This window comes from Winogradskyella arenosi, assembly GCF_003337305.1.
GTDB lineage: Bacteria > Bacteroidota > Bacteroidia > Flavobacteriales > Flavobacteriaceae > Winogradskyella > Winogradskyella arenosi.
The window spans coordinates 152,927-172,001 of record NZ_QPJO01000002.1; the positions used below are offsets into that span (position 1 = coordinate 152,927).

Genomic DNA, 19,075 nt, shown 5'->3' on the forward strand with positions numbered 1-19,075 from the left:
ATTTATAGGATTAGTTTTTCTTCTTCTTTGTCTTTCTTTTCTTTTTCTTCTTGTTGCTTGCTCTTTTTAAAATTTCCTCATAGGTACCAATTAAATAAGGTTTTTTCTCTTCAGCTGTGGCATTTCTATCAAATAGCACACCATATTTTTGATAATGATTATCTGCAGTCGCTTCTTTTCGCAACTTTTCGAGCTGTTCATCATAGATCGCACGCATTTTTTCAAGCTGTTTTTTTGCAGAAGGATCGCTGGCTTTATTGGTCATTTCTAATGTGTCTTCTCCAATATGAAAAAGTTCTTCAGTAGGATTCATGCGATCATCTTCATACTGCCAAAAAATGTATTTCCAATCTTGAGAAACCACGCCCATAGCTTGTATTTCATCATTGCCCCACATATTGGTGAGAGCAACAGTTTCACGTTTAAATTTCTTTGGTTTTTCAATTAATAGGTTTAAATCTTCACCATCCATGTTTTCAGGTGCTTCTAAACCTGCGTATTTTAAAATGGTTGGTGCCAAATCAATATTTGCAGTAATGGCTTCACGACGTACCCCTCTTTTTTTACTTGGTACTCTAGGATCGTAAATAATAAGTGGAGATTTAGACGCTTCTTCATAAGGTAAAACTTTCCCTCCAAAACTATGTGCCCCACAGCTATAACCATTGTCACTCGTGAAAATAATAATGGTATTATCGGCAATGCCTTGTTCTTCTAAAGTCTTTCTAATCATACCCAAGGCATAATCGACACCATGGATTAATTGGTTGTATTTCTTAATCGTTTTTTGGTAGCTTTCTTCAGAATCTCGCCAAAAGTCGTAGCTGTTGTACTGTCGTCCGGTTTTTGGTTGAGGCGCTAAATGTTCTGCGTTCTCTGCTCCGTAATTATCAGGTTTCTTGTATGTTTTTCCTTCGTAAACATAGTCGAAATATTGATCTGGTGAAAAAGGCATGTGTGGTGCCTTAAAGCTAATGGACATAGAAAACGGTTTACCCGTAGCTTTAGCTTCTATAATAAAATCTTCTGCCCAAGCCGCATATGCTCTAGTACTATGCGGATATTTTTCGGCATATTTAGCCATGTATTTATTTTTGGCTGTTCGGTAACTGGTTTGCCCTAAGCCACCTGCCCAATTGTCAAAATCATCAATAGGAAGGTCTTCCCATTTGTTATGACTTGTGCTATTGCCATCATCAGAAACGGCTAAACCAAATTTACCTGCAAATCCGGTATAATACCCTTGCTCTCTTAAAAGCACAGGATAAGATTTTGCAAATTTATCTTTTCTAAGTGGACCATGTTCAAAATTACAACCCGCTTTATATTCATACATTCCGGTAAGAATAACCGCTCTACTTGCCATACAAATGGCTGTGGTATTATAATGGTTTTCAAATAATACCCCTTCTTCCGCTAAGGCATCCATATTTGGGGTTACCACTTGGTCGTTACCATAACAACCTGTTGCAATACTGGTTTGATCATCCGATAACAAGAAGATGATGTTTGGTCTGTCTTGAGCAAAACTGCTTGCCGTAATAATGCTGAAAATGCATGATAAAATGATATGCTTCATATACCTTTTGTTGCTTTTTATTATTTATTAATGTTGAAAATATAAGTGTTATTTAGATACGATTATTTTTTTGGTGATGCTGAGGTTATTACCATCTGTAAGTCTTACAAAATAAATGCCTTTATTTAAAGATCTCATGTCTATTTGTGTTGTGGTCGTACCATTGTTCCATACGGTTTCCATTACTTTGGCTCCTATAGTACTAAAAATAGAGATGTAATTGACCTCTGTGGTAAGACGATTAATAGTTAATACATCTGTGACAGGGTTGGGGTAGAATTTAATCTCTGAGGAATTAAAACTTGTTACAGACAAAGGTTCTTCACCTACTAAATGTGCACCTTCAGGTCTTATGTAAGGTTCACATTCGGCAATAGGAGTTGCTAAAAGCCTGTCGTTAATAGTTTTCATAATTAGCATCTCATCATCCATCATATACCCTTTGTCACTTCCCGTATCATCAATAGTTGTTGCAAAGGTTACGGCAGCATTGGCTTGTACCAAGCGCTTTGTAAACCTATAGGCATCTTCAATACCAAAGACTATGGGATGAGAAGATACATGCCATTTTTCTCTAATAGGAAACCACGCGTGTTTTAATACGGTATTTCCTTGGTACATAGACCATGGGTTTTCTACCATATTAGGTATGGTATACTCTTCATAAGCCCAAGAGTTTGGTGGTGCGCCTTGCCCAAGTGGTGTTACATGTCCTTTGGTAAAATCTTGATAGGTGCTATTGGCTTCAAATTTTATAATTCTATAGTCGCTATCATCTTCATCATCAATACCATCAGAATCCACTAAAAGATTATTGCCGTTTTCATCTGTAAAATAAAGGCCTGTAGGTTGTGCTCCTATAATGGCAGTTGGATCGGTATTTTTTATCATTAGCGCAAAATCTTCTAAATGCCCATCATTAAGAAGTTCTGAAGTGGTATCTAACCAATACCCATCGGCATAATCTTTAACTTCTAGTACAAAACCTTCAATTAAATCCTTGTAAGCAGCATATTCGTCACCTGCAAAATTGTTAGTGTAGTAATTGATCCAAGCGGCTTCAATATCTGCACCGTCATCAATGGCTCTATCTAAATAATTGGTAGAGATGTATAAAATGACCTTTTTGCCGTTGCTTTTGAATTTTTGCATGACTTCAAAAAGGATGTTTTGATTGGCTACACTAGGCACTAAGGCTTCATGGATTTCATTTGCTACATCGACGTTGCTATTTTGTCTAAGCGAGAAATAATGAGAATGGGCAAAGTACGATAAGTTGGTAATAACGTGCCCTACAGCAGGTAATTCATCGACCACTTCTTGAGCACCAGCAGGAAGATCATAACCGCCTGCGACTTCAGAATCTAAACGTTCGCCGCCATAAACAGGAAAGGTAATTCCCCATGAACCGGATAACCATGAGGCTGGGTGAGAAGCAACATCTACAACTTGGTCTGTAGCGCCACTAATAGCGTCTATATAATAAGTGGTGGCCGGTACTGAGCTTGTGCCATTGGCAAAACCTATAGCAATTTGCTGATAACCACCAGCATCGATAATAGCGTTAGGGATTGCAGTCCCGTTAAAATTAAAGGTAAAGGTTTCCCATTGTTGCCCAACGGTAAAGTTGAGTTCTAGGGCGCTTTCAGAATCTATTGAAGTATGCGATAAATGCACACTTATTTTTGAATTATTGGCGTTTAATGACACTGTAGGAATATCAATATAAGCCTTAAAGGTTACAGCATATCCTGAGAAATCGTTAACCGGATTATATAAATCGAATTGTAAAAATGCGTCTTGACCTTGAGCTCTATTAAAATTAGAAACGGTTGCATTGGTATTGATTCCGGTAACGTCTGGATTAGAAACCTCTCTAATAAATGTTCCTGAACTGGTACTTTCTTGTTCAATTCTAAAGGTCGATGTTTCATTTTCGTACCATACAAATTGTGCATTAGAGAATTGAACGAAAAAAAGTAAAATAAAGAAAACGTGTAGAGATTTGTTCATTTTTAAAGAGTTAGCTTACATTAGTTAACCAAAGATATATGCTGAATAGGAAATCTCGTTTCTTAAAATAGTCAAATACTTGCTCTAAAACATCATTTATAATAATCGAAAACAAAAACTCATGTTTCTGTTAAATAGAAGCTAGGGGGAGCTAAGTTTTCTTAAAAATGCTTTTGGTTGATCCCTGAAATCATTTCATTTTAAAGCTTGTCTTTTAGTAATACGTCTATAGTATTTGTCATTATAAACTGTACAGTTATTCATTTTGAAATATAAAAAAAGTCCTGAGTTAAAAATTAACAAAGGACTTTTTTTACAAGGTGTTTTTTCTAATTTTTATGGTTTTAAAACTAATTAAAGTTTGAAGAGGACCATTAACTCCCTAACATTAATTTTTATCTATAATTACTTTTGCTAACCTAAAAATAGGGGTAGTTGTATTCCCTTCAGTTAACATCTCATCCAAAGTAATCGTTACCGTAAGTGGTGTTCCTGAAACCAATGAAATCGTTGATGCAAATTCAAAATCGATAGCTGGAGCACTACCACCATTCTCCGTTGAAGTAGCTTCGTAAGAAAAAGGTGTATCTGGATAACCTGTGACAGAAACGGTTCCACTAACGCTACCTTTTGCTCTTTTTGCTAACTCTAAATTTAATGTCGCATCAAATGCAGTCGTTGCATTGGTCGTTACGTCAAAAGTAAAAACTGCAGTGGCACCATTATCATTAGCGTCTTCGGTAGAAACACCTATAAAATTATTATTTTCTACAAGTACACCTGTGCCGCCCACGGTAATTATACTCTGATTAAGATCATCGTCATCTTCCTTTCCTACATTAAAGGTTTGCGTATTATCTCCCGCAATATCGAATGAAATATTATTAGGGTTGATTGGATTACTAATGTCACGGTCTAAAGTTACTTTAGATAATCTAAAAATAGGATTTGTGGTATTGCCTTCAGTTAACATCTCATCTAGTGTAATAGTCACCGTAAGCGGTGTGCCTGAAACTAGTGAAATCATTGATGCAAATTCAAAATCGATTGCTGGAGCACTTCCACCATTTACCGTTGATGTAGCCTCATAAGAAAAAGGGGTATCTGGATAACCGGTCACAGAAACGGTTCCGCTAACGCTACCTTTTGCTCTTTTTGCTAGCTCTAAGTTTAATGTAGCATCAAATGCAGTCGTTGCATTGGTTGTAATGTCAAAAGTGAAAACAGCGGTAGCGCCATCATCACTAGGATCGTTAGTAGAAACCCCGATAAAACCATTGTTTTCAACAAGTGTTCCTGTTCCACCTACGGTAATAATATCTTGGTTAAGATCATCGTCCTCTTCTTGTCCTACATTGAATGTTTGACTATTCGCTCCGGCTTCATCAAATAAAATTTCTGGGTTAGTAGGTTCGTCACCACCGCCTTCACCATCACCGTAATCAACATCTGATTCTAAGATGATTTGTACTACAAACCCTTCTGTATTATCAATACTATCAGAAATAAAGATAAATCTACCAAGGTTTTCAAAATTGAAAGAATACACACCGTTTGCTTCGCCATTAGTGGCTTCTATTAGCGTTTCCGTAACATATGGCCAGTTATTACCATCGGCATCATCAATTCTAATCGTAGGATGTTTGGCTTTTAAGGTTCCAAATGCATATTGCAATTCTTCCTCAAGCGGACGCGGATAATTAGTGGTATAACCTTCGTATAAGTCAGAGTATAAATATATTTTATCAATAATATTTGTTGTAGTGTTTACACCAAACCCTATTCCTTCAGATAAATACTGCCATCTTACTATTCCATCTACGGCTTGAGTTATTTCTTCAGGCGTACCGTGTAAGGCTTCTAACTCTACTGAAGTATCTACGCCTATTTCTATGCCTTCTACCGTTTTGAAATCTACGGTGCCATATTCGTTTACACCAAATGAACTTGGTTCTGGTACGATTACGGGGTCGTAGTCCGGATCATTTGAACAGGCTATGCTAAACAATAAGAGAATAGCTGAAATATACTTGAGAGTTTTCATAAAGTTTAAATTAGTATTAATATGTTTTCAAATATCTCATACTTATCTGAAAAAACGATTCTTTATTCTATCAAATGCTTGCTCTTTTTATGCATAAGTCCGTTTAGCCGTTAATTAACGCACTGAGATGGCGTTTTGACGTTTAGTGAATTTTAAATTAGAGCCATGAAATTAAGACTCCTTTTAGAAGAAAAATGAATTTTGAACTGTTCTTTACAAGCGAATTTAAATTAGTTGAGTTCCGATACCAATGTTTTACATCGTTCTCTATATTGATTTAAAACCTCAAGATAATCTTTGTTTCCCACTAAGTTATTTTGCTCTTTAGGATCGTTAATAATATCGTATAGTTCCTCGTAAATGGGTTGTTCATCCGTTTCTACAGTCTGATTAGGAACATATTTAGAGCGGTCATTGTCCTTACTAAACGAACGAATGTATTTAAACTGTTTACTTCTAACCCCTTCTTGTCTTGGGTAGCCTTGGTCTGTAAATAGATTTTCTAAAAAGACATCTTCTCTCCAATCAATTTGTTTATCGTGTATTAAAGGTAGTACACTTTGGCCTTGATAGGATTCTGGTGTTTCCATACCACATAGTTCTAAAATAGTAGCAGGAATATCTTGCCCAACTACCAAATCATCAATAACTTTTCCTTTGGTTTTATCCTTAAAAAATGGCGAATACACAATCATAGGAACGTGTACAGATTCATCATATAAAATGGTTTTTCCGCCTAGGCCATGTTCACCTAAAAATAAACCATTGTCTGAACAAAAGACAATGATAGTATTCTCAGCTTCGCCGATTTCCTTTAAAAATGCGCGTAGTTCCCCAAGCATTAGGTCAATGGCATAAACAGCACGATCCATTTTTAGTTTTTCGTTGAGCAACTTCCCTTTATTAGAGGTCACATAGTATTTCATTAAATCCTTTGTGGCATAAACATTGTCTGGTAAACTAATGTCTTGTGGATACCCTTCAGGTAATTCAATCTGATATTTAACGTCCTCGTATTTTGTTTTGTAATATTCCGGATCGTCTGGCTGCGTGCCCATTCCTCCAATACTAGACGCATGCGGTAGATTTAAATTTATCCAAGCCGAAAAAGGTTTGTTCGGATCTCTTTTGTTGAGTTGTTTTTTGATAGAAGGCTGCGCATTTTCATAAAAATAATCATAGCTATCATCTTGAGTTAAAAACGCCTTTGTAGCTTCTAACATCCCTTCAATTTGCGTTTTGTTTTTAAGGTTTGAAAATTGCTTATGACGTTTTGCAGGATAAAATCCTAAATGCCCATTGCCATAGTAAGCAAAGTCTGTGTTTTCGTTTAAAGGTGTATTGTGTTTATCACCAATTTTTGTGTGACTTTTACCAATAAATGCTGTAGAATAGCCTGCTTCCCTTAAAAGCACTTGCCAGCTTTTTTTATAGGTTTCTTCCGTGATGATATTTTTAGAGATATAATTAAAGCCGATTTTATTTCTTCGTTCCCATTGGCCTGTAAATATATTGGCTCTACTTGGTCCGCAAATAGGACTTGTAATATAAGCGTTATTAAAAAAGACGCCTTCTTTTGCTAGCTGATCTATATGTGGAGTTTCCGTTACCGGATCGCCTGTCATGCTTAACGAATTGAAGCGTTGATCGTCTGAAAACACAAAAATAATATTTGGCTTCTTCGGTTGTTCCTGTGCTGTGCATGAGAAGAATGACGTAAGTATAAAGAGACTGTATAAAAAGGTTTTCATGTGTTTGTCTTTATTGTTTTTTAGTGGTCACATGCTGTTCGCTATTAATCATTCTGTTGGGTGATGATATTTTTAGCATGCTCGTTTCATAATAAATTAATAAGAACTGTAATAGTTATGACCTGGTAAACGTTTTGTTTTCTTTCCATAGCCGAAAAGGTTTTGCTCATCTTCCGATTTTGGTAATTCTTCAATGTTTAAATCGGTTTTGTTTAATGATTTTGAAGTAATAACAACGGTTTCATCGATTTTTAAATCGATCGTATAAAAGCCGTCTGAAGATTCTTCCACTGAAATTGATTTTGCATTTTTATAAAATTTCGGATTCTCGAAATCAACTTGAACAGTACATACGTTGCCTTTTAAACTTTTAACAGACACAAATTCCGTTTCGCCTTCTACTTTTTTCGCACTTACTAAAAAGGCACCTTGTGTTCTAAAATCGTGAAAGGCTACATCTTTCCATTTTTTAGGACTGGCCGGAAATACACGAATTTTTCCTCCCCAACTTTGTAACATCATATCGTGTAAACTTGTAGCAAAGGACAGTGGACTTTCAATTACCGGATTTATTTTGCCTTCAGAATACATCGTGGTAGATGAGATATTCTTGTGCTTAATTAAGAAATCAAGGTAATAATATGCTTTTTCAGCATCACCCAAATTGGCATACATAGAAGAGGCTCCTGTTGCCGTGTAACCGGTTACTGGCATTGCTTTAATCTTTTTACCACTATTAAATGTAACATCTAACCAATGGTCTAAAGAGGTACGTAATAATTGTTTGTCTTCCTCTTTTTCTGGTGTAATGACCATTAAAGGATAAAAAGCTAGTAAATGCGAATAATGACGATGAGGATTAGCAAAAGGTCTATCTTTTCCAACCATAAGGCCATTCTCATCAATTTGAAACTCTACCAAATTATCTAATAAATGTTGCCATTCTTTTTTAAGCGGGTCGTTTATGTGATGTTCATTGTCAATGTCAATAAGGGTTTGACAACTCCAACGAATTAGAGCCAAGGTAAAGTTGATATCCTGACCACGTCCTGGTTTGTATTCTGGCGACCAACTGTATTTAATATGAATTTTACCGTCTTCGTCCTCTACAGGATTATCTTTAATATAGTTTAAATAACTATTTACGGTCTTTTTCAAAATCGGAAACAACTTATCGCGCATTCGCTCATCATCACCTGCAAATTGACAATGCAACCAATAATCATTTAGAATCCATGCCAACATATCTGGAACCTTTCCGCCATTATAAGCAATTAAATCTTGTGGCATTAATGCCGCAACGGCCGCACTGTTTTTCCAATGTTTAGGTACATTGTTTTCTAGGTTTTCGGTGTATTTATCAATGTTGTTGGGTAAAGATTCGCCTATAGCCATTCTATTGGCCGTTAAATGCGTCCAATAGATGAGTTGCACGTTTAAATCGCCCCAAACCATTGGCCAAAACGTTCTGTTGTACCAAGGCCCCATTAAATCTAAAATCGGTCCGTTACCACGAGAGGCTGAGCCTAATTTGTACATTTGAATCCAATAAAACGATTCCTTTTCGGCATCGTTGATGGTTATAAAACTCAACGGATAATACGCGTGCCACCACTCTTGGTGCGTTGCTATAAAGTTGCCATCTTTAATAATCGCATCAGCAGTTTCTAGGTTTTTAGTAACAATATCTAATGAATTATGTTCTGGGAAGGTATGATGTACACTCGCTATTAATTGTTGTTTTTTAGAAGCATTACCTGTTATCTTATAACCCGTAGTGGTTTCTCCTCTATTATCAAATAAGGCTTGATAGCAGAAATTATAACCATCTTTTTTACTCAATTCTGCCTTTGGTGCCATTTCTAAAGTCACGGCTCTCATTTTATCCCAAGTACCTCCTTTTGGACCGCCTCCTTTTTGTAGAACTTCGTAAACTGGTGGAATAGGGGCTTCAGCATGCCATGTGATTGCTACCGTTTCGTTTTTAGCGTCCGTTTCAAAATAAATAATATCGTTAGTACTATGTGTAAGTCCTTTAATGTTATAAGACCCTTCTGTGGTTGTTATCGTTCCTGTAAGTTTGGCATTCCATAAATCTAGGCGCATATCTACACCTGTAATTTTTCCTTTAGAGGCTAATTTAAAATGCCCCAATGGTAATCGGCTTCGTTTAATCCAAAGCATTTCATCAGCTTTAGTTTCTGCTTCTCTATGGTCGTAATAATCATGTCGACCAATATGCAACGAAATCACGTTGTCTTTTTCTTCTGGACTTTGATACAATAAAAAACCAACATTTCCATTTCCAGAATAAGGTGCGGTTTGCCATTTGTCTGGCATAATATCCCAAAGCATATCGTGTTTAGCTAAAAAGGACTGGTAATCGACTTTAAAATCGACATTTTGTCCTTGCATAATTTGCGTAAAGCAAAACATAAACAACAGATACGATAAGGTGGATTTAAATAGTCTATATAGATTCATTATTAAGGTATATAAGATTAAATATAAAGATAGAATAGAATCTTTTAAGCTGTTTTCTCTATTCGTTCAAAAGCTTGCTGAATATAAGCATTGTTTATTCTATGCCTTTGATACTGAGTTTTTCAAGAAATTCCATAGATAAATCCATCGTTTTATTAAAAATAGTATCCGTTTTTTGTTTGCGAAAAAAAGAGCCATTAAAAAAGCCATGACCTTTCCCTTCAAAAGGAATTAATTCGCATGTATTTCCAGCTTCAGTCATTAATTTAGTAAAGCGTTCAACATTTTCAAAAGGAACAGTTTGGTCTGCGCTGCCACGGAATATGAATGTGTGTGGAATGCCTTCTTCAATATGATCATTTGGAGATAGGCACAGAACTAATATTTAAATTTTCACCTGTTTTATCAAAACCTTTAATGACACCTGTGCACGCTGCTACATGCCCGCCTGCAGAGGCACCTGAGGCTATGATTTTATTGGGATCAATTCCGAGTTTATCAGCGTGTAATCTTAAAAAGCGAATAGCAGATTTTGCATCTGTAACCGATTCAAAAGGTGTGGTATTGTGTTTGCCACGAACCCTGTATGCCTCAGAGATAGCTAGAAAGCCATGATCTAAAAAATATCTTGCTTGTTGGTAAAATTGCTTTGGGTGACCGCCAACCCAACCGCCTCCAAAAAAGAAAACTATTACAGGCCGTTGGTCTGAAGCTTTGTAATTTGAAGGTTTAAAAAGATGCATGTTTAAGTTGCCTTGCGCTGTGGTTTTATAGATTGAAGTACTGTCTGGGACAAAATTAACTTGACCTTTTACTGTAAAAGAAAAAGCGATTAAGAATGTCGTAAGAAGTATTTTAACAGACGTCATAAAAAGTAAAGTAAAGGCTTGAAAGTTTCATTCAAGGGCATTTTTAATGCCATGTGATCTTAGCTTCTTTAGTTTCGGTATTCACCCAAACGGAAGCATGTTCGTATTCGCGCGTAAACTCCCAACCTGTCGTTGAGGTTCTATGATATGCACCTTTAGGAGCACCTAATGGTTTTTGCAATTGAGGATATTCCATTAAAGAGCCATGCGCCAATTGCCAACCCCAACCATATTGAAAATAAGAATAGGGCTGCGCACCTATTAAATAACAAGCGTGATAATATTCTAATTTCTCTTTAGAGAGTTTTGCAAAACGTTCATTTCTCTTTTTGCCTTTATAATATGAAGGATTGGCGATCGCTACACTGTTATACTCCACACCAATTCTAAATATTGACATTTTTCCAGCTTTAGAAATTTTAAGCATGTCCTCCCAATCTGCAAGCAGTTTTTCTTTGGTTAACATCTTATCACCATAATGTTCAAACATATTGGCATCTATAGATGGAAATACATATTGTGCCAATTTAGCATTTGCATTGTTACCGAGTACTATTTTATCAGGGCCTAGTTTTTCTTTTAGAGCGTTCATCATAGCTCCCATAGCTTTTTGAACGTCTTGAGCTTTATCTTGGCGTAACCATGAAAAACCATGCATTTGATCTATAAAAGCACCATCAGCACCAGAAAATTGAACACCTTCAGCTACAATATTTACCCACCATTCCCGAAAATCCGGATTTAAAACATCAAAATAAAAAACGTTTTTTCGTTCTTCTAAGGCTTTGGTTTCAGGGTTTTCTATCAAGAAGGCCTTTAGTTTTGGGTAGTTGTTAATGTTTTCTTTCGTGAAATTCTTGTTGTAAGAAGTGAAAGGCCAGGCATAAGCTGAATTAAAATAAAAAAGCACTTTCATATCTGGCTTTACCTTTTTAAAGGCTGCAACTTCATGTTTTGCGCCTAACTCTGCAGCTCCTAATTCCTCTTGTCCATGTGATTTTTCAATACAAATAAAGTCTGTTCGTTCTGCAATAAATTCGACTTCTTCTGGATGTAAAACGCGTTTTGGATCCCCAAACATATAATACATTGGTGTAGTTTCCCAACTAAATTTCGGATAAAATGATTTTGTTTCAAAAGTACTACCGTCACTTATTTTATAGGGGATTTGAGCGGTTTTACATGAACAAAACAATAAAACAATTGAGAAGATACTAATACTAGAAAGACTAAATTTCATGAAAGTAGGATGGTTAATTCTTAGATTTTTTACGTTTCGGTTTTGTTTTCCAAAGCACAATTTTATCTACATCATTTTCAGCAAATTCGCCCTTGGTACTTCTTCCTGTTTTGATATCTAATTCTAATTGCTTTAAAAGTTGTTCTGCAATTTCAGGCCGTTTTTCATATAAATTTTCAGTTTCCGCAGGATCATTTTCCATATCATAGAGTTGTGCAATAGGCATGTCTGAAGCTTCTCTTTCTCTTGGCGACGACCAACCTCCAGATCCTTTAGCGAGTAACAATTTCCATTTTCCTAAGCGATAAGCAAAATGACCACTAATGGAATGGTGTATGACTCCAGCTCGCGTGCTATTGATGTCTTCGCCATGTAAAGCAGGTAAGATACTGACACTGTCTTCTCCACTTTTACTAGGAACAGCCATATTAGTAATTTCAGAAAATGTAGCATAAATATCCGTCAAACAAATTAACTCATCACTTGTAGAGTTAGGTTTAACCTCATTCGGCCATTTTACAATAAAAGGCACACGATGACCTCCGTCCCATAAATCGGACTTTGAACCACGATAGCCTGCGCTTACGATATGACCTTTTTCAGCAAGTCCTTCTATATTTGCCGCTTTAGACGTACCGTTATCGCTGGTGAATATAACCAATGTGTTTTCAGATAATCCATTTGCTTTTAGCGCTTCAGTTATAGCACCCACAGTGGCATCTGTTTGCATTACAAAATCGGCATAATCTCCAAGTCCACTTTTACCTTGCCATTCTTTTGAAGGTACTATAGGTGTATGTGGAGACCCTAAAGGCACATATAAGAAAAATGGTTTTCCGTCTTTATTCTTTGCCTGATCAGTTATGTATTTTACAGATTGATTTGTTAATCGTGGTAGCATGTTAATTTCATCATCATAAAGCACAACTTTATCATTTACAATCACCGCTTTCATGTCTTTAGCATGGTGGAATCCATGATAATAATCAAAACCACGATGTATAGGACCATCAGGTATGGTAGATCCAATAGGAGGTAAGTGTTTTTTAGATTTTTTAGCGATAGGTGTATTTGAAATCGAATCTACATACTGAAAGTTAAGATGCCATTTTCCTATAATAGCCGTATGATAGCCTTGGTCTTTAAGGAAATTCGCAATTGTTGGACGGTCTTTTGCAATTAGGTTAGGGGCAAAGCCTTGAACAACTCCACTTTGTAGTTTTGAACGCCAACTATAACGTCCTGTCATAATACCATAACGCGTTGGTGTACATACTGCAGAGCCAGAATGGGCATCTGTAAATGTCATGCCTTCTTTAGTCAGTTGATCGATGTGAGGTGTTTTTATTTTACTCGTTTCTGGTGCTAAACTTTGCACATCACCATAGCCTAAATCATCACATACAATAAAAACAATATTAGGTTTTTTAGATTTTTTTTGAGCGCTAGACGACCATGTAAACAGGCCAAGACATATTAAGACTAGGCAGGTCGTGTTTATTTTTAATTTGTTCATTTTATTAATGTATTAGTGTCGTTTTTAATTGAATTATGATCTAAATAGTATTCCGTTTATTTTAAATGAGAGATGAAATAATCTACAGTTGTATTAATTATGTCTTCTCGTGTTGGGTTAATATCTGCACCTACTTTTCGCCAATTATGACCTGCATTTTTAACGATGACTGTTGTTACAGGTGCGCCAATTTGAGTAGCTTTTTCTTTCATATAATAGGCATGCATTACAGGTATTGTGGTGTCTTTGTCGCCTTGAATCATTAATAGCGGAGCGCTGTTTTTATGTAAATAATTAATAGGACTCATTTCTCTATAAAGCGCTAATTTTTCCTTTGGTTTGGTATTTGGTTTTGTTATTCTAGGACCAAATCTATCTTTTGAAACCGAACTATCATCATGATTAAACAAACTTATATCTTCGAAATCGCAAGGACCGTACCACGATACTCCAGCGACCATTTTATAGGTGTATGACGCTAAACTAGGATCGCCAATTAGCGTTTCTGTCGCACTTAATAGTAGCATTTGAGCTATTTGCCCTCCAGCAGAATCTCCAAAAGAGAAAAACCTATTGGGATCTATTCCTAATGTCTCATTATGTTTAGATAGATAACGCATGGCATCTTTACTATCTATTACGCAATCTCTCATAGATGTTTCTCCTCCGTTTTCCCATAGTCTATAACTTACAGATACCACACAAAAGCCTTTTTCTAAAAGCGCTGTATGCACCGTATTAAAAGACGCATTGGCCGCGCCATGTCTGCTTCCCGCAGTCCAACCGCCACCATGTGTGTAAATGACTACAGGTAACTTTTGATCTACTTTTCTGTCTTTTGGATAGTAAATATCAAGATATAAATTTCCTTTTTTTGTTTCTTTATATAAAACGTTCAATTTTCTTTCACCTCCTGTGTTTAAATAGGGGATTTGAAGTGAAGAGAATTCTTCATAGCTCACCTGATTGTCGGCATTCTTATCCAATCGTTTTAATGGTTTCCATCTACGTTTGTTTTCACGTTCTGAAAATTGACCATCCTTGTTTGTATCTAATTTATCCCAATTTTTTTTGATGTAGATCTCACGATATGTTCCGTTTGATTGATCATCGGTTTGGGAATTTCCAATTATATAAAATAAAATCACAAATGATACTGCTAATACAATCTTCAATTTTACTTTCATCGTTTTTTGTTAGTGTTTTGTTTTTTTAGATACCGAATAATCTGCAGCTTCTAAAGAGGTCATAGGATCATTGTTTTTATCCATTTTAGCTTCAAGTAAATGCGTCATTTCAATTACTTTATCATTATATTCAGCACTGTTTGCCAAATCATTCATTTCAAATTTATCCTTTAAAAGGTTGAACAGTTTTTTCTTTTTAATTTTTGGGTAAACAATTAATTTCCAATGGTCTTTAATGAGCATGCGTTGTGTTCCCAAATAAGCACTATAAATACTTTCATAAGGATTGTTTTTTTCATTTTGCAGTAATGGAAGTACACTTTGAAAGGTGACATACTCGGGTTTTGAAATTTTCGCTAGTTCTAAAGACGTTGCCATCGCATCTTGAAGATAAATAGGCGTCTCTATTTTATGATCTGCTTTTATACCTGGTCCGGAAATAATAAACGGCGCACGAACAGAATGCTCATACATATTTTGTTTACCAACTAAGCCATGATGTCCAACAGCCAAACCATGATCTGATGTAAAAATAATAATGGTATTATCAGCTTTTCCTGAGGCTTCAAGCGCCTCTAAAATGCGACCGATTTGTGCATCCATATACGTAATGCTGGCATAATATTCTTGTCGGTGTACTTTTATAGCATAAGGTGTTCTAGGGAATGGTGCTAATCGTTCATCTCTAATTTTAGGTATGGCATTGTCTCCCATATCTGGATATAAATCTTGATAATTTTCAGGAAGTTTGATGCTATCTAAAGCATACTTATCTATATATTCTTTTGGTGCTTGCCTTGGATCGTGAGGTGCGTTAAATGCCAAATACATAAAAAATGGTTTATCCTCTGAAGCAGCATTTTTTATAAATTCAACACCATCATCGGCTAAGACTTCACTCCAATGTGCTCCACCTTGCCAAAAACCACCATTTTTTGTATCCCATGGTAACCAAGCTGTATCTTGATTTTCTCCTTGAACAGGTCTGTTGTACGCTTTTTTAACGCTTTTAGGCATTCCAGCTCTAACATTTTTAACGACATTAAACACCGAGTTTACAGGAATGGGCACATGCCATTTTCCGCTCATATAGGTGGTATAACCGGCTTCTTGCATCAATTCTGGCCAAGAACGTTTCTTTTTAGCTTTAATATCTTTAATGGTGTTTTGCGCATTCCAAACACTAGCACCACTAATGATCATAGATCTACTCGCAATACATACAGCTCCTGCCCAAGATCCTTGATTGTAGGCATGTGTAAACGTTGTCCCGCTTTTGGTTAACTTATCTAAGTTAGGCGTTTCTACAATAGTTTGTCCGTTTGCGCCTATGGTTTCAAAAGTTTGATCGTCTGAAAAAATGAATAAAATATTCGGCTTTTCAGTCTGAGCATAGATATTGAGACCAAAGAGTAATACAAAAAATGTTAAGCTATTTTTCATCTTTAAATTAGTCTTTAAACGCAAAATTAGCTTGAGGCCATTCGCCAGATATAGCATCGTTTTCTTGAACTTTTCCAGGAGTACTTCTGCCGTCCTTTATTTGTTGAATTAGAATCTCTTTTAATTCTTTAACCTTTTCCGGGAATTGATCGGCAACGTTATTCTTCTCTTTGACGTCCTTTTTTAAATTGTATAGAATTTCTTCAGCTGAAACACCTTTGTGTTTTTTTGTTTCTCCAGACGCCATAATACCTGAGTTTGGAGATACAATTAATTTCCAGTCTCCTTTTCTAATAGCAAAAACACCATACTTGTCATGATGAATAGTAGCATCTCTTAAATAGGTGCCTTCATTGGTTAATAAAGGCATTATGCTGAAACTATCTTCAGCTTCATTATCCTTAAAATCATAACCTATAATATCTGCACAAGTTGCGATAAAGTCTGTTGTACATATTGTGGCATCAGAAATGGAATTTGGTTTAATTTTCTCTGGCCATTTCACTAAAAATGGAACGCGATGACCACCTTCTAAATAACTTCCTTTGTAGCCGCTATACACGTAACTTGGACTGTGTTTTTTTTGTCTTAAGGTTTTTAAATCGTTGGTAGTTGCAAAACCATTATCACTTGCAAACATCACCATGGTATTTTCATCGATGCCTTGTGCTTTTAGCGTTTCAAAAATAGTGCCCATTAAATCATCAATCATGATTACAAAATCGGCATAAGGACTTTTGATTTCACTTTGCCCTTTCCATGGTGCAATTGGTAATACTGGATTGTGAGGAGAAGGCAAGGGGATGTACATAAAAAACGGTTGGTCTTTATTGGCATTCTCCTTTATGAAAGAAATCGATTTATTTACAATGTTTGGTAGGACGTCTTCATGTTTAAAATCGTCTGCAATGTCTCCTTTTATCCAACTGCTAAACGGATGTATTTTTCTATTTCTTTCGGTTTTATCCGTTGGTAGCATCGTGGCCTTATCATTTTCTAAATACACATAAGGAGGCATATTTAAAGATGCTGCAATCATAAACGAATAATCGAATCCCATATCTAAAGGACCAAATTTTAAGGGTTGGCTATAATCAATTTCCTTGAAATTTAAACGATTGGATTTGTCTGAAAAATGATCAAACTCTGGGCTGTTGTTTTTCATGGTCCAGTTTAAACCCAAATGCCATTTACCAATATTTGCTGTTTTATAACCCTTATCTTTTAGCATTTGTGCAACTGTTAATCTGCCTTTCTGAATTAAACTAGGTGAGTTTCCCCAAGTCACAAATTCTTTTAAAGGTGTGCGCCAATTGTAACGTCCGGTTAAAATGCCGTAGCGTGTTGGTGTACATACCGCAGAAGAGGTATGCGCATCGGTAAATCGCATGCCTTCTTTAGCCATTTGATCTAAATTCGGTGTTTGTATTTTACTGTTTTCATTATAGATGCTTAAATCTCCAATGCCTAAATCATCAGCGAGAATGTAGATGATGTTTGGTTGTTTAATCTTGGGTTTTTCTATAGTGTCCTTTGGGATAAAACCAGAAAACAGAACGAGCAAACCTAAAAGCGATAGACTCACCGAAAAAACTTTAAATAGTTTGTTGTTTTTCATCCTTCTAGCGATTTTAAAATAGCATCTACACGCACACCTAATGTGGCTTCAGTAATGGCGCTGAGTTCGTCTTCATCACCTTGTAAATGAATGGTAGTTTGAATATGAACCATCGTTTCATTCGGTTTTAAGGCTGCGGCAGGGGATGAGGTTTCCAATTCATAAAATGGTCCCATAGGTGCAACGCCTGGTTCTGGAGCGCCATCGTTATAGGCATTTATAACATCGCCTGCATAGGGTTCATCTTGGTATTCCCAAGCCGAATTAACATAACCGTTAGAGGCATCTTGCGCATTATACGTCACTAAGGTTAAAACTTTCCCTACGGCATCATAACTCCCGGCAATCCCTTTTGAACGTTTTGAGTTGATCCCAATTTTACTGCGTTTGGTACCATCACCTTTAAAGTATAACACGTCTTCATTGACTTCTAAATAAGCTTCAGGAACTTTACCAAAATAAGTGTCGTTTACCTTTGGTCCTAAATCATCATCTTCACCAGCTTTAAAAGGAATTACTATTGTGGTTTCTGGGGAAGGTTTATACATACCTAATAGCCAAATAGAAGGTAATCCTGTGTCTGGAAGCCAAGGTTTTTTACCAATATTTGTAATTTTATTGTTGGTTTGATAGCCAACAAATGCAATGTTGTCTGAAAATGTTTTATTAATAATTTGTTGTATTGACGCTTTATTCAAAATAGAAATGGAACGTCCAATTCTCATTTTAAAAACGGCTCCGCTTTTGTTTACTAATTCGCACTGGTGTTCAAATGTTGCCGTATTATTCGTTTTCGACACTAAGGTAAATGCTTCGGTGTCTATAACAGCAGGTGTTTTCCAGTTTGAGAATTCAAAATCGTCTTCCGGCTTAAAAAAGAGTGAAAACTGTCCGCCTTCAGGACCTAACCAAAAGCGTTCTTCGCCACCAAACACATAAATCTGATTTTCTAAACGGCCTTTGCGTTCTTCTTCGGATAAAAAACCTGCTTCAACAACTTTTTTGTTAATCCAACCAAAACTAGGACCTTCTGATACGCTGGTTGTACTGGTCATTACACGCCCTTGAAATTGTGGTGCAATGGCTAATGCACTTTCGCCTTCTTGCAACACAATGATGTTGGTATGCGCTTTTAGAAAGTTAAGATCTTTAGAAAAATGGTTTGCTTTATTCATAGTGTTAGTAGTCGCTGGAATGAGTTGGTAAGATTGAAAAACGTTCAATTATTGGGCTGCTTTGCGTTGATACTTTATAAATTAGATGTTTGTCTCTTGTTATGGATATTGATTATAAAAGAAAACAGGAAGCACAAGCCACAGCTTAACACTATT

General features: G+C 36.2%; 13 protein-coding genes. All 13 read right to left on the reverse strand.

Annotated elements, in window-relative coordinates; genetic code table 11:
* Positions 1-10: 10 nt before the first annotated feature.
* On the reverse strand, positions 11-1,579 hold the full coding sequence (locus tag DFQ08_RS05470) for a sulfatase family protein (RefSeq protein ID WP_114308814.1): 1,569 nt from the start codon (positions 1,577-1,579) through the stop codon (positions 11-13).
* Positions 1,580-1,627: 48 nt separating this feature from the next.
* Complete coding sequence (locus tag DFQ08_RS05475) at positions 1,628-3,592, reverse strand: T9SS type A sorting domain-containing protein (RefSeq protein ID WP_114308815.1); 1,965 nt, start codon at positions 3,590-3,592, stop codon at positions 1,628-1,630.
* Positions 3,593-3,980: 388 nt separating this feature from the next.
* A complete protein-coding gene (locus tag DFQ08_RS05480; RefSeq protein WP_114308816.1) occupies positions 3,981-5,636 on the reverse strand; it encodes a hypothetical protein in 1,656 nt (551 codons plus the stop codon).
* Positions 5,637-5,866: 230 nt separating this feature from the next.
* Positions 5,867-7,387, reverse strand: coding sequence for a sulfatase-like hydrolase/transferase (locus tag DFQ08_RS05485; RefSeq protein ID WP_114308817.1), 1,521 nt, complete (start codon positions 7,385-7,387; stop codon positions 5,867-5,869).
* A gap of 96 nt (positions 7,388-7,483) precedes the next feature.
* A complete protein-coding gene (locus tag DFQ08_RS05490; RefSeq protein ID WP_147269447.1) occupies positions 7,484-9,802 on the reverse strand; it encodes a glycosyl hydrolase family 95 catalytic domain-containing protein in 2,319 nt (772 codons plus the stop codon).
* Positions 9,803-9,965: 163 nt separating this feature from the next.
* On the reverse strand, positions 9,966-10,256 hold the full coding sequence (locus DFQ08_RS05495; RefSeq protein WP_114308819.1) for a prolyl oligopeptidase family serine peptidase: 291 nt from the start codon (positions 10,254-10,256) through the stop codon (positions 9,966-9,968).
* Positions 10,228-10,740 carry an alpha/beta hydrolase gene (locus DFQ08_RS05500; protein WP_114308820.1) on the reverse strand — a complete coding sequence of 171 codons (513 nt, stop codon included), beginning with the start codon at positions 10,738-10,740 and terminating at the stop codon, positions 10,228-10,230. Before DFQ08_RS05500 ends, DFQ08_RS05495 begins: the two co-directional genes overlap by 29 nt.
* 43 nt (positions 10,741-10,783) lie before the next feature.
* Positions 10,784-11,980, reverse strand: coding sequence for a putative glycoside hydrolase (locus DFQ08_RS05505; RefSeq protein ID WP_114309674.1), 1,197 nt, complete (start codon positions 11,978-11,980; stop codon positions 10,784-10,786).
* Between the two features lie 13 nt (positions 11,981-11,993).
* Positions 11,994-13,496 carry a sulfatase family protein gene (locus DFQ08_RS05510; RefSeq protein WP_114308821.1) on the reverse strand — a complete coding sequence of 501 codons (1,503 nt, stop codon included), beginning with the start codon at positions 13,494-13,496 and terminating at the stop codon, positions 11,994-11,996.
* Positions 13,497-13,552: 56 nt separating this feature from the next.
* Positions 13,553-14,683 carry an alpha/beta hydrolase gene (locus DFQ08_RS05515; protein ID WP_114308822.1) on the reverse strand — a complete coding sequence of 377 codons (1,131 nt, stop codon included), beginning with the start codon at positions 14,681-14,683 and terminating at the stop codon, positions 13,553-13,555.
* 9 nt (positions 14,684-14,692) lie between these two features.
* Positions 14,693-16,126, reverse strand: coding sequence for a sulfatase-like hydrolase/transferase (locus DFQ08_RS05520; RefSeq protein ID WP_114308823.1), 1,434 nt, complete (start codon positions 16,124-16,126; stop codon positions 14,693-14,695).
* Positions 16,127-16,133: 7 nt separating this feature from the next.
* A complete protein-coding gene (locus DFQ08_RS05525; RefSeq protein WP_114308824.1) occupies positions 16,134-17,744 on the reverse strand; it encodes a sulfatase family protein in 1,611 nt (536 codons plus the stop codon).
* On the reverse strand, positions 17,741-18,919 hold the full coding sequence (locus tag DFQ08_RS05530) for a DUF6786 family protein (RefSeq protein WP_114308825.1): 1,179 nt from the start codon (positions 18,917-18,919) through the stop codon (positions 17,741-17,743). Before DFQ08_RS05530 ends, DFQ08_RS05525 begins: the two co-directional genes overlap by 4 nt.
* Between the last annotated feature and the right edge of the window lie 156 nt (positions 18,920-19,075).